This window comes from Leisingera sp. ANG-M1 (genome assembly GCF_000813745.1).
GTDB lineage: Bacteria > Pseudomonadota > Alphaproteobacteria > Rhodobacterales > Rhodobacteraceae > Leisingera.
The window spans coordinates 77,747-90,871 of the sequence record NZ_JWLC01000019.1; the positions used below are offsets into that span (position 1 = coordinate 77,747).

Here is a 13,125-nt window from a genome sequence, read left to right on the forward strand (position 1 = left end):
GTCATGCGGCACTCTTGTTGAGGTTTCGGCCGAGACTAAGGCAAATTTCTATGACGTTTGCTTATGGAATGTATAACCCGGTCGCCAGGCGATTGTCCTGCCTAGGCTTCTGGTCGCAACACTAGGCCGCAGTCAAAGACTGCAAGTCGCGCCGTTTGAGGGAGTGGCGCGCCAGGCCGCCGTAAACATTGCTGACCTGCCGCCGCCCGCGGCCGCCTTGCAGGCCGGCCGCCGCCGCCAGTTCCGGAAAGAGGCCGAACAGCTCCAGCCTGTCCTGAAACCGCAGCCCGCGCAGCGCTTCGGGACCGGGCCAGAAAGTCTCGGTTGCAATGCCTTCTGCAAAAATCACTTCATGCCGCTCAGTCATGAGGTGCACATAGGTGACCGGTTTTACAGATCGGACCAGTTGCGCGCAGGCGGCGTCAACCTCTGCCAGCAGTTTTGCCGGCAGGAAGCACTCGTCCTGGCGGCTGCCTGGGTCAAAGGCCCGGCGCCCGGCCAGCAGGCGGTGCTGGGGAGAGAGCAGCATCGGCCGCTCGGGGGACAGCAGCCCGCCTGGGTGCAGGCAATAAGGCTTCAAATGGGGATTTTGCTCCAGTTCGGCCGGGCTCAATGAGCGTTTACCGACCCAGAGAACCGGCTGAAAGCCATTGTCAGCAGTTTGCAGCAGATCTCCCGCGCGGATCTGCCCTGCGGGTACCGCGCCGCGTTTGGTGGCGATCAGGACATCTGGCGTAAAGCAGGGCACGCCCGCAGCAAAAAGCTGCGGCCCGCTTGAAATCTGGGACGGGGCGACCCCTTCCAGTACCAGCTTTTCACCTCCCGGGAAGGACAGCAGCGCATTGCCGGACCCGTCGTCGGTGACAGAGACGTCCCAGGCGCGAACGGCCCCAAGCGGTCCGCTGCCTCCGGTCAGCTCGGACACATCGAGCTGATCGTTGTAGAACCCGTCGCTGTCATCGTCACCGATGTTGAAGTCGCTGACGGTGTCGATGCCGCCGGACGCGGTCAGGACCAGCTCGTCATACCCGGTGCCGCTGGTGATCGAGTCATTGCCCGCCCCGAAAGTGACAGTGTCGTCGCCTGCCCCGGCGTCGATCTGCACGCCGGCCGAGTCCGCCGAAGCGTCCACCACGTCGGCTTGGTCTGTCAGTTCCAGCGCTTCGATCTCAGAAAAGGTGATGGTATCGGAACCATCGGAGATCGTGCCGGCTTCATCTCCGGTATAGGTGACCGTCAGCCCGGAGGTGACGGCAGTAAGATCGACCGTGTCCTGGTCGGTTCCGGCCTCGCCGCCTTCCAAAGTATCGTTGCCAAAGCCGTCTGACATTTCAAAGGTGTCAGCGTCGGCCTCGCCGTACATCAGGTCCGCGTCTGCGCCGCCGATCAGCAAGTCGTTGTCATTGCCGCCGTACAAGGTGTCATTGCCGGCGCCGCCGTCCAGCGTGTCATTGCCGTCGGTTGCCACGATGCTGTCGTTGCCGACACCGCCGACCAGGCTGTCGTCCCCGGCCGAGTTCATCAGTGTGTCGTCGCCTTCGCCGCCGATCAGGGTATCGTTGCCCAGCCCGGTAGTCAGGCTGTCGTTGCCCGCACCGCCTTCGATGTAGTCATCCCCGTCGCCGCCTGCGAGTGTGTCGCCGCCTTCGCCGCCGATAATGGTGTCCGCGCCTTCGCCGCCTTCGATGAGGTCGTCGCCGTCGCCGCCGTCAAGACTGTCGTTGCCATCCTCACCGAACAGGGAGTCATCCCCCCCTTGGCCGAAGACAACATCGTCGCCTTCGCCGGCCATAATCGTGTCGGCCCCTTGTTCGATCGGAGTGACAACCGCGTCGTCGATCATGTCGCCGGACAGTGTGAAGCCCGCCAGGCCTTCGCGGGTCTGCAGCGTGAATTCGATCGAAGACCGGTCTTCGAACCCGGCAGAGAACCAAGCGTCCTGATCGGTGTAGCTGTTTTGCTCGGACCCTGTGGCAGTCACCATGCTGCCGTCGACCGCGGTGGCCAGTGATGTATCCGATGCGACGCCAAAGGAGGTGAAACTGTTGCCGTCGATGATTACGGCTTCGGCATCGCCATAGCCGCTGTTGTCGTCAACGTCGTTGAAAGTCGCGGTAGAGTTCAGATAGACCGGCTCACCCGTGTCCGGATCGTAGAATTCAAGCCGGAAGGTGGCCTGGTCTCCCGGGTCGTCGCCGTCCAGCAGGATTTCGGCACCGGCCGTGTAGCCGAATTCAACCGACATGTCCGGGTTGGACTTCTCGACCAGAACCAGCTTGCCCCAGACTTTGGTGCCGTCGTCCAGAGTCGCGATGTCTCTGAAGACGGCATAATCGCCGGCCGAGCCATCCGAACCGTCGTGGGAAATGCTCTGGATGTTGTTGATGTCCAGCACTAGCGGCGAGGCGTCCAGGCCCTGTTCGAAGCCGTCGCCCATGTCACCATAAACGGTGTCATTGCCTGCGCCGGACTCGATGACGTCATTGCCTTCTTCACCGGCAACTGTGTCCTGACCTGCCCCGGCTTCGATGGTGTCGTCGCCGGTGGTGCCGTCCATTTTGTCGTTGCCCGCCGAGCCAGTCATGCTGGCGACAAGATCATCGACCCAATCCGGTGTAGCCATAAATCAATTCGGCCTTCTATCTGGCGCGGGGTAATGCACGCGCGGTAGTGAACTGTCTGCAGGCGCATTGCCGGTGGGGCCGGCTGCGGTAGGAAACCGATACGCGACTGCGGATAAAGAAACGTAAACCCCGCACAAACTTTGCACCCCGGAGACGCGGGCAAGGCTTTGAAGAGACTGTGCCTGTTGGGCATGGCAGCCTCTTTAATTTTTTTGATACTATTTGACAGAATACCGGAAGAAGCACCGGGACGGGGCCTGTCCGGTATCTTACCGCATTGCGGCATTGGCCGAAAATTCTAAGCGGTCAGGCGGGCTTTGACCTGAGAGGGCCCGCTCTTGTGGCGGCAGGAACCGAAAACCGGTCTGAACCGCCTGAGCAACGGAAGGTTCGAAGCAGCCAGGTATCCGTGGCCGCGCCCAAAGGGGCTGAAACCAAGAGGCCGTATTTGTCCGCTCGCGGCATCCAAGGGTTTTGCTTGCGCTGCGGCAGGGCTCCTGGATACCGCGACCTAGGGTGATGCTTTGCTGCGGCCCCGTTTCAATAAGTGGCCCGGCCGCCAGATAGGTCAAAGACCGCACCGGTATTGAACGAACAGGCGTCCGAAGACAGCCACATCGCCAATTCCGCCGCTTCTTGCACCAGCCCCAGACGTTTCATTGGAGACTTGTCGATCATGATCTGCACGAAGTCCGGAGTCATCTGGTCGAGGATGGCCGTTTTCACGGCTGCCGGTGCGATGCAGTTCACCCGGATAGCGGTTTCGGCCAGTTCCTTGGCCAAGGACTTGGTGAAGCCGATCACACCTGCTTTGGCCGCGGAATAGGCGGAGGCGTTGGGCGTGCCTTCCTTGCCCGCCAGCGACGCCATGTTGACGATCCGTCCGTAGCCGTTTTCCTGCATCACCGGGACTACAGCGCGGGCCAGATGGAAGGTGCCGGTAAGGTTGACCTCGATGATCCGCGCCCAGGTGTCCGGGTCGTATTCCGTGACCGGTACAGTCGGCCCGGCAAACCCGGCGTTATGCGACAAGAAGTTGATACCGCCAAAGGCGGCGCGGGTCTTTGCCACGGCGGCGGCGATCTCTACGGGATCGCTGATGTCCACCTGGCAAAAACCCGCGCCTTCGGGTGTTTGGGCGGGTTCGGTTAGATCCCAGATCATCACCTGCGCCCCCGCGGCGGAGTAGTGGCGGGCGATTTCGGCGCCGATCCCCGCTGCGCCGCCCGTCACAACCGCAACGCGGCCCGAAAAGTCATAGTTTACATTGGTCATTCTGGCGTCTCAGCGGATGAAGGTTTTCACGTAGTCAGCCCCCAGGCCAACCTTCTCGAAATGGGCGCGGCACATGTCGATCTTGGTGAAGACGTCCTCGTATCCCAGGTGATTGCCGTCCGGGTCGACGTAGTACATGACGCCGTTCACTTGGAAATAAGTGATCATCTCGTCGACATCATCGGGCACAACCAAAGTGTGGGTTTCTCCCGGCGGCTCAAACACATAGCCGCCTGCGCGGGCTTCCCAATCATGCTCGAGGTAGTGCCAGCGGCCCTTCAGCACGAACCCATGCACCGCGTTCGGGTGGCGGTGGCGCGACAGCACGCCGGATTTGGTCACCTTCAAGAGGTTCATCCAGTAGCCTTGGCTGACGTTCAGGCAGAGCGGGCGGAAGAAGACGTGCTCGGCCTGCTGCACCCACATGCGCGGGTCATCTTCCGCCAATGCATCCGGGATCACGATCTCCGGCAGCGCATCCTGTGGCATCGGGTGCTTGTAAGGAACCCGCGGGTTTTCGTCTTCACTTACCAGTGGCATCTAAGCTTCCTTTTCAGTTCAGGCGGCAGCGTAGCCGCCATCGACATTGAGAATGGTGCCGGTCACAAATCCGGCAGCTTCGGAGGCGAGGAACAGCGCCGGGCCAATCAGGTCCTCCGGCTTGCCCCAGCGGCCCATCGGTGTGCGCGACAGGATCGCGGCGCTGCGGTCTTCATCTTCGCGGAGATCTTTGGTCAGCGGTGTGGAGATCCAGCCCGGCGCCAAGGCGTTCACCCGGATCCCGTCAGCGGCATAGGCAATGGCAAGCGATTTTGTGAGCTGTGCAATGCCGCCTTTCGAGGCCGCATAGCCCGGAACGAGACCGCCGCCGAAGTAGCTCAGCATTGAGGCGATATTGATGATTGCCCCTTTGCTTTCCCTCAGCAAGGGCCTCGCGGAGGCGCAAACCCGCATGGTGCCAATCAGATTGATGTCCACCACTTCCGCAAACACATCCGGCTCCAGCTCAGCGCCGCGCCGTATCACGCCGGCAGCATTCACCAGAACGGTCAGACTGGAAAAACCGGCCAGCAGAGCTCCAATCGCCGCCGCGTCCGTGACATCCAGAGACCGGAAGCCCAAGCCCGGCTCTGGCTCCGGCAAGGGGCCGAGGCCTGCTGCGGTTACACTGTAGCCGGCTGAGGCAAAGCCGCGGGCTATTGCGAGACCTAAACCGCTTGTGCCGCCTGTCACTAGAACTTCAGGATGTGTTTTTTCCATTGCCTGCTCCAGTTAATGACCATATTGTGGACAAGGATTCGATATATGGACATGGTACGGTTGCCGCACCCGCTGTCAATCCGCCCGTTGGTGTGCGGCCGGTGGAGAATGAGATGGCGAAACAGGTTCAAGGGACCCAGAGCTTTGCCCGCAGTATCGGGCTGCTGCAGCACATTGCGGACCGGAGGGAGCCGCCTGGATTGCAGGATTTGCTGGCGGAATGCGGTTTTACACGGCCCACGCTCTACCGGCTGCTTGCAGGGCTGGAGGCCGAGGAACTGATAACCAGAACGGCCGACCGCAAGTACAAGCCCGGCTTGCGGCTGATTTCGCTCGCGCGCCGGGCGCTTGGCCAGTCGGACATCCGTGACCTGGCCCGCCCGCATTTGGAGAAGCTGAGGGATGTGACCGGGGAAACCGTGCATTTGGCAGTGCGCAGCGGCGGCGGGCTGGTTTACATCGACAAAATAGAAAGCCGCGAAACCGTGCGGATGAATTCGACAATCGGCACGCCGGTGCCCTTGCATTCAAGCGGTGTCGGAAAGGCCTATCTGGCCGCCTTGCCGCAGCAGGAATGCGCCGAACTGCTTGAGGGTATCGAATTGATACCGGTTACGCCCTTCACAACAACGGATCCGCGCGCTCTGGCCAGCCAGATTGAACTGTGCCGGAAACGCGGGTTCATCTTTGATGATCAGGAAAATGAAGTGGGTATTGTTTGCTTTGGAGCTGCAATCATGAATGAGAGCGGTCAGCCGGCGGCAGCGGTCAGTGTTTCCGTGCCGCTTTTCCGGCTGCGGGAGGACCGCAATAGCTATGCGGCTCCGCTTTTGGAGTGCGTGAAAGATGTCTCTGCCCGGATCGGTGTCGCTTTCGGTTAGTGGCAATGCCCCAAGCCGCTGGCTTTCTGTGCCGTCCCGCCCGGGCAAGCGGGCCTAGATTGGGGCTGCGTCTGTCTGCTTGCGGCGGCGCGCAAGCTGGACGAAAACGATCATCATCAGAGTGGCATAAGCGGGGATGTGGAACCATTCTTTAGCCATCCGGACGGCTGGTTGCCTGAGCTCCAGTACCTGCCAGTCAAAATCGATACCCCATTTCTGCGCCGGGCTGTTGAACGCCACGTTTTCTACAAAGACGCCATCTGCCCCGAGCCGCATCTCAAGCCCTGCTGCCGCCAGCAGCCGTTCTTCCCCCACGGCGCCGGACTGGCCCAGCGGGATGGCCACTTTGCGGGTCACGATGTCGCCGCTGAAGTTCTCGCCCGTCATCAGCATCTGAATCTGGGCGCCATCCCCGGCCTTTTCGGCGACCTGATGGATCGCTCGCGGATCGGCGGAAACAAACGGCGGCTGGACCCGGTCGAGCCAGAAGGCCGGGCGCAGCAGCGACAGGGCGATGATGACCAGCAGCGCGCTTTCCAGCTTGTGGTTCTTGACCAGGAAAAAGCCCTGTGTTGCTGCCGCGAAAACACACATCGCAATCGTGGCTGAGACGATGATCAGCGCCGCCGACCACCAGCTTTCCACCCCGATCAGCAGCATCTCCGGGTTCATCACAAAGATGAACGGCAGTATGGCGGTGCGCAGGGAGTAGTAAAAGGCCTGCACGCAGGTTTTCATCGGGTCTGAACGCGCCACCGCAGCGCCGGCAAAGCTGTCGACCGCGACCGGCGGCGTGGTGCCGGACATCAGCCCGAAATAGAAGACGAACAGATGCACCGCAAAGAGCGGGATCACCAGCCCGTTTTGCGCGGCCAGTGTCACCAGCGGCTGCGCCATGACGCTGGCCACCACGATGTAGTTTGCCGTGGTCGGAAGCCCCATGCCCAGCACAATGCACATCAGCGCGGTGAACAGCAGCATCAGCATCACGTTGCCGCCCGCGACCGCGTCGATGATCTCGGTCATCAAGAGCCCCAGACCGGTGAGCGAGACCACTCCCACGATAATGCCGGCAGCTCCCATGGCCACCGCGATGCCGACCATGTTGCGAGAGCCTGCGATCATCCCCCCGATCAGGTCGGCGAATCCTTGGCGCAGCTCTCCGCCACTGGCGGTCTTGCGGAAATGGGCCAGCAGCGGCTTCTGAGTCAGCATGATCGCAACCATCACGACAATGGCCCAGCTGACCGCAAGCCCGGGCGACAGGCGCTGGATCATCAGGCACCAGATCAGCACCCCGATCGGCAGGGCAAAGTGCAGCCCTGCCATCAGGGTCGGCTTCAGCTTTGGGATCTCGATCAGCGGCGCGTTGGGGTCGTCGATCTCCAGTTCGGGATAGCGCGCTGCGATCTTCAACAGCCAGACGTAAAGGACAGTCATCAGCACGGCTGCCACTGGCGTCGCGTATTCACCTGCGACCAGGCCAAGGCCGGTGGCAACAGCGTAGACCAGTCCGCTGACCAGCGCCAGCGAGCCAAAGCCGAAGAGGAACCGGCCGAGGCCTTGCAGCAGGGTGCTTTCCTGCACCTTGGCCAGCACGGGCATGTTGGCTTTCACCGCTTCCAGATGGACGATGTAGAAGAGGCCGATGTAGCTGACGATGGCGGGTACAAAGGCATGAACCACCACTTCGAAATAGGTGATGCCGACAAATTCGGTCATCAGGAAAGCCGCGGCCCCCATCACCGGCGGCATGATCTGGCCGTTGATGGAGGAGGAGACCTCGATAGCGCCGGCCTTCTCGCCGGAAAAGCCGATCCGCTTCATCAGCGGGATGGTGAAGGTGCCTGTGGTCACCACGTTGGCGATGGCCGAGCCGGAGATCAGCCCGGTAAGGCCAGAGGAGACCACGGCCGCCTTGGCCGGGCCGCCCCGCAGATGGCCAAGCATGGAAAACGACAGCTTGATGAAGAAGTTGCCCGCGCCGCCCTTGTCCAGGAGCGCACCGAACAGCACGAAGAGAAAGATGAAGCTGTTGGAGACGCCCAGGGGCAGGCCAAAGACGCCCTCGGTTGTCAGCCACATGTGGTCGACATAGCGGTTGAGCGAAAAGCCGCGATGCGAGATCAGCTCGGGCAGCAAGGGCCCGGTAAAGACATAAACGGTGAAAACGGCGGCGACGATCACCAGGGACAGGCCCAGCACCCGCCGGGTCAGCTCCAGCACCAGTGCCATGCCCAGCAATGAGGCGATGGTTTCAGCCGGGGTACGGAGGCCGCCTGCGTTGTCCACTACCTCCCGGTAGAAGACCAGGATATAGAGCGCGCAGCCCGCCGCCGCGACTGCCAGCACCCAATCATAGATAGGGATATGCCGGCGCGGCGCACGCAGGAAGGCCGGGAAGGTCATGAAGCCTAGGAACAGCGCAAAGGCCAAGTGAATCGCGCGCTGCTGGCTGTCGTCGATCAGTCCGATCCCGGTCAAAAAGGGCAGGGGGGAAGCCATATAAAGCTGGTAGAGCGGCCAGGCCAGCGCCACTGAGAGCACAATTTTGCGGGCCAGCCCGGACGGGTCCCGCGCACCGGTGTCATTCTCGGCGATCAGCTCGCCAAGCTGTTCCTGATGGGATGTATCGGTCATGGCTTCCCCCCTCTGCTTGGAGCCGGGATGGATGCCCGGCTCCAAGCAGTCTTGTATTTGTTATTCGAGACTTACTTGATCAGGCCGACTTCGCGGAAATAGCGCTCGGCGCCCGGATGGAAGGGGACAGAGCGGCCATTGGCAACGGCACCCTCGCGGGTCACGGCGACATAAAGGGTCGACTGCGCCTTGAAGTCTTCGAAGTTGTCGAAGACCGATTTCACCAGGTTGTAGATCACTTCTTCATCGGCATCAGCAGAGGCCACCAAGGTGGCCGGCAGTCCCCAGGTCACCCGCTCTTCGTCCTGGCCGCGGTAGGTGCCGGCCGGGATGATGGATTTGCCGTAATAAGGGAACTCCGCGATCATCGCGTCGATGGTGGCATCGTTCCAGTTCAGCACGGTGCTGTCGCAGGTATTGGTGGCCTCGGTGATCGAGGATGCAGTTACGCCGGTGGTATAGAAGAAGGCGTCGATCTTGCCGTCGCAGAGCGCCTGCGCCTGCTCGCGCGAAGTCAGGCGGGTGGCCTGGCCGAAATAGGCTTCGGCATCGGTGCCATAACGCGACAGGGCAAACCCCATGGTGGCTTCCTGGCCGGAACCAGCGTTGCCGACATTCACAATTTTGCCTTTCAGGCCGGCGAAGTCAGAGACGCCCAGTTCGCCCTTGGCCACCAGATGCGCGGTGTCCAGGTGCAGCGAGAACAGGAAGCGCAGGTCCTGGTTGGCGCCGTTTTCCTCAAACTTGGAGGAACCGTTGTAGGAGTGGTAGAGCCAGTCCGCCTGGGCGATGGCTACGTCCATTTCGCCGGCCTGGATTGAGCGCAGGTTGGCCACCGAGCCGCCGGTGGATTCGACGGTGCAGCGCACGTTGTGGCCCTGGGTTTTGCGGCTTTTGTTCAGCACGTTGCAGATGAAACCGCCGGTCGGATAGTAGCCGCCGCCGATGCCGGCGGTGCCGATATTGACGAATTTGCGCTCCGCCGCAGCGGTGCCAGATGCCATGACCGCGGCAGTGCCCGCGGCAAAGGCCAGTTTCAATAGTTTGCTCATGGTCTTCTCCCTGTGGTGTTTGAATGTTCGGGGGTAAAAGTGTCAGCCGCTTCTGCGCAGGAAGGCAGCGACCTCTTTCTTGGTGGTTTCGATATGCTGGCGCAGAAGTTCCGCAGCCTTGGGCGTGTCGCTGCGCTGGCAGGCCTGCAGGATCGCCGCATGTTCCCGGTTGGGCCGCTCTGCGCCGCTGGCTTCGGTGACCAGCAAACGCAAATAGGGGCCCAGCTTTTGCTGCAGATCGGTGATCATCGACAGCAGCACCGGGTTGCCGCAGGGCTCATAAAGCATGTGGTGAAAGCGGCGGTTCATCTCGCTCCACGCGACGATGCTGGCATCGCAGGTGTAGCCGTCCAGCAGCGCCGCCATCTCGCGGAAATCGGCATCGATCATGTTTTCGACCGCCAGTTCCAGCGCCCGGCATTCCAGTGCCACCCGGATGTCCAAAAGCTGCAGGATCTCGGCCTCGGACATGCGCCGGACCGTGGCGCCACGGTTTTTGCGGAAGGTGACCAGCCCTTCGACCTCCAGACGCCGCAGGGCCTCGCGCACCGGGATCTTGCTGACCCCATGGGTGCGGGCGATCTCGTTCTGGCGCAGCGGCTCCTCGGCGGCCAGCGCACCCGACAGGATACTGTCCTTCAGGGTCCGGTAGATCGGATCGGCGGCGCTGGCGCCCTTGTGTTTCGTGGGATCGGTCACTGGATTTCCTAATTTGGATTTGAACCTTGCAAATCGTATACGTTTTTGTCAACTTGTAATACAACACTAATGCGTCTTCCTCTGGCTCAGCCGGAAGCGCAGGCAAGCTCACACGGGAAAGAAACGGGTCATGAAGCGGGACATTGCAATCATCGGCGGCGGGATCATGGGTTCCGCAGCGGCGTACTTCCTCAGCAAATCAGGACAGGCGGGCAACGTCGTGGTGATCGAGCCCGATCCCGGCTATCAGCATGCCACAACACCGCAGGGCGCAGGCGGTGTGCGGCAGCAGTTCAGCGTTGCCGAAAACATCGACCAATCGCGCAACAGCCTGGAATTCTACAAGAATTGGGAGACCTACATGGCCGGCGTGCCGGATCTGCCTGATCTGAATTTCCGCGAGGAGGGCTATCTGTTTGTCGTCACCAAGGAGGGCGAGGCCACCCTGCGCCGCAATCAGGCGCTGCAGGAAAAGCACGGGGTGGACGCGCAGCTGATTTCCTATGACGAGGTCCGACGCCGCTTCCCTTCAATCAACCGCGACGACATCGTTCTGGGCTGTCACACGCCCGATGACGGCTGGATTGATCCCAATGCGGGCCTCTGGGGCTTTCGCCGCGCGGCCGAGCACTTCGGCGCCGAATACATCCGCGCCCGCGTGAGCGGCATCGAATCAGACGCAACCAAAGTCCGCTCCCTGACGCTGGACAGCGGCCAGGTGATCGAGGCGGATTTTGTCATCAACACCGCCGGTCCTTGGGCGGCGCAGATCGCCGGGATGACCGGTGCGCATTTGCCTGTTGTCCCGATGTGCCGGGTCCAGCACTTCTGGAAATGCGCGCATGAGATCGAGCCGTTGCCGCTGGTCAAGGACGAAAGCGGTATGTTCTTCCGGCCCGAAGGTGACGGTTTCGCCGGCGGCCGGCCCAGTTTCGACATTGCGCCCGGCTTTGTTGATGACATCTACTCTGGCTTCTTTGCTAATTATTTCGAGGAAACCATCTGGCCGATGATGGCCGCCCTGGTGCCCAAGTTCGAGGACCTCAAGCTACAGCGCAGCTGGTTCGGCCACTACGCTCAGAACACGCTCGACGGCAATATGATCATCGGCAAATACTCTCCAGGCCACGACAACATCATCACCGCCTGCGGCTTTTCCGGCCATGGCATCATGCATGCCCCCGCCGTCGGCCGGGCGCTGTCCGAGCTGGCCCTGACCGGCCGCTACCAGAGCCTGGACCTGACCCGCCTGGAGTACTCGCGGGTTGAACAGAACGCCCCCCTTGCCGAAATCGGCATCAAGTAAGGACCGCTGTACATGTCTTCGAACAGCCGCATCGCCGTGATCGGCACCGGGATCATCGGGATCTCCACCGCTTATTACCTGGCGCGCAACCATGGCTGCCGCAATATCACCCTGATCGACTGCGGCCAGCCGATGGCTTTCACCTCAGCCCAGTCCGGCGAGAACTACCGCAACTGGTGGCCGCATCCGGCCATGGTCGGCTTCACCAACCGCAGCATCGACCTGCTGGAAGAGGTAGCGCTCGAAAGCGGCAACCGCATCAGCATGAACCGCCGCGGCTATGCGCTGGCGACCCGCAGGACCGAAATCTCCGATCTGGTGGGGCAACTGCACGACGGGCTCGGCGCCGATGCGGAGCGCCTGCTGCGTTATCATCAGGGCGCCGCTTCCGGCAGCTACCACGGTTTTGACAAGCCCGATTGGGAGGGGGTGCCGGACGGCGTCGACATCCTGCAGAACCAGGATCTGATCCGCAGCCATTTCCCCGGCTATGATCCGGAGGTTCAGACCATCATCCACATCCGCCGCGGCGGCGATATCAGCGGCCAGCAGCTCGGCATGCATATGCTCGACTTCCTGCGCGAGGCGGGGGCCAGGCGGGTCATCGGCGAGGTGCAGGCGATTTCGCAGGGCGAAGGTTACCGGATCGAACTCTACGGTGGAGAGGGTACCCGCACCCTTGAGGCGGACCGGATCGTCAATGCCGCCGGGCCTTTTGCAGGCCGCATCGCCCGGATGCTGGGGGTGGAACTGCCGATCCACTGCACTTTCCAGCAGAAGATCGCCTTTGAGGACAAGCTTGGCGCCATTCCGCGGTCGCAGCCATTTTCCATAGACCTGGATGGCCAGCGGATCGACTGGTCCGAGGAAGAGCGCGCCATGCTGGCTGAGGATCCGGAGTTTGCCTGGCTGGCGGGCGGCATGCCCGGCGCCATCCATTGCCGCCCCGACGGCGGCGACAGGGGCAGCTGGATCAAGCTTGGCTGGGCCTACAATGAAGCCCCGGCCGAGCCCGCCTGGGAGCCGCCGCTGGATGATAACTTCCCCGATATCGTGCTGCGCGGCGCGGCGCGGCTGAACCCGGCACTCAAGGCCTATTACGGCCAGCTGCCGCGCGGCATGCATCATTACGGCGGCTGGTACGCGATGACCGAGGAGAACTGGCCGCTGATCGGGCCGATGGGACCGGAGGGCGCCTACATGAATGCGGCACTGTCGGGCTATGGCACCATGGCGGCCTGCGCCAGCGGCGAGCTGTGCGCCGCCTGGATTGCCGAGGGAGAGCTGCCGGATTATGCCCGCAACTTCTCGCTTGCCCGTTACGATGATGCGATACTGATGGCCGATCTGCATGACGCCAACAAAGGCGTGCTCTGAGGGCTAGGGAT

The 13,125-nt window shown here is 61.8% G+C and carries 10 protein-coding genes; 3 read left to right on the plus strand and 7 right to left on the minus strand.

Annotated elements, in window-relative coordinates:
* Positions 1 to 121: 121 nt before the first annotated feature.
* From RA19_RS16380 to RA19_RS16395, 4 genes are all read right to left on the minus strand, one after another.
* Positions 122 to 2,623, minus strand: a complete 2,502-nt coding sequence (locus RA19_RS16380; protein ID WP_039164529.1) for a Hint domain-containing protein — start codon at positions 2,621 to 2,623, stop codon at positions 122 to 124.
* 541 nt (positions 2,624 to 3,164) lie between these two features.
* Positions 3,165 to 3,899 (minus strand): SDR family NAD(P)-dependent oxidoreductase, encoded by a 735-nt coding sequence (locus tag RA19_RS16385; RefSeq protein ID WP_039164531.1) that lies wholly within the window; start codon positions 3,897 to 3,899, stop codon positions 3,165 to 3,167.
* Between the two features lie 9 nt (positions 3,900 to 3,908).
* Positions 3,909 to 4,439: a 2,4'-dihydroxyacetophenone dioxygenase family protein gene (locus RA19_RS16390; RefSeq protein WP_039164534.1), complete on the minus strand. Its 531-nt coding sequence runs from the start codon at positions 4,437 to 4,439 to the stop codon at positions 3,909 to 3,911.
* Between the two features lie 18 nt (positions 4,440 to 4,457).
* Entirely contained in the window at positions 4,458 to 5,132 is a 675-nt protein-coding gene (locus RA19_RS16395; protein WP_241479083.1) for an SDR family NAD(P)-dependent oxidoreductase, read from the minus strand.
* Here RA19_RS16395 and RA19_RS16400 point away from each other — a divergent pair.
* A complete protein-coding gene (locus tag RA19_RS16400) occupies positions 5,117 to 6,040 on the plus strand; it encodes an IclR family transcriptional regulator (RefSeq protein WP_152615789.1) in 924 nt (307 codons plus the stop codon). The two genes, RA19_RS16395 and RA19_RS16400, sit on opposite strands and share 16 nt — an antisense overlap.
* 54 nt (positions 6,041 to 6,094) lie before the next feature.
* On the opposite strand, the gene RA19_RS16405 is transcribed toward RA19_RS16400, so the two are convergent.
* From RA19_RS16405 to RA19_RS16415, 3 genes are all read right to left on the minus strand, one after another.
* Complete coding sequence (locus RA19_RS16405; RefSeq protein ID WP_039164541.1) at positions 6,095 to 8,680, minus strand: TRAP transporter permease; 2,586 nt, start codon at positions 8,678 to 8,680, stop codon at positions 6,095 to 6,097.
* A gap of 71 nt (positions 8,681 to 8,751) precedes the next feature.
* On the minus strand, positions 8,752 to 9,732 hold the full coding sequence (locus RA19_RS16410) for a TAXI family TRAP transporter solute-binding subunit (protein ID WP_039164547.1): 981 nt from the start codon (positions 9,730 to 9,732) through the stop codon (positions 8,752 to 8,754).
* Between the two features lie 42 nt (positions 9,733 to 9,774).
* Positions 9,775 to 10,431 (minus strand): GntR family transcriptional regulator, encoded by a 657-nt coding sequence (locus tag RA19_RS16415; protein ID WP_039164548.1) that lies wholly within the window; start codon positions 10,429 to 10,431, stop codon positions 9,775 to 9,777.
* 130 nt (positions 10,432 to 10,561) lie between these two features.
* Here RA19_RS16415 and RA19_RS16420 point away from each other — a divergent pair, with 130 nt between their 5' ends.
* Together RA19_RS16420 and RA19_RS16425 are read left to right on the plus strand one after the other, a co-directional pair.
* A complete protein-coding gene (locus tag RA19_RS16420; protein WP_039164549.1) occupies positions 10,562 to 11,737 on the plus strand; it encodes an NAD(P)/FAD-dependent oxidoreductase in 1,176 nt (391 codons plus the stop codon).
* A 12-nt stretch (positions 11,738 to 11,749) separates the two neighbouring features.
* Complete coding sequence (locus RA19_RS16425; RefSeq protein ID WP_039164550.1) at positions 11,750 to 13,114, plus strand: NAD(P)/FAD-dependent oxidoreductase; 1,365 nt, start codon at positions 11,750 to 11,752, stop codon at positions 13,112 to 13,114.
* Positions 13,115 to 13,125 lie beyond the last annotated feature (11 nt).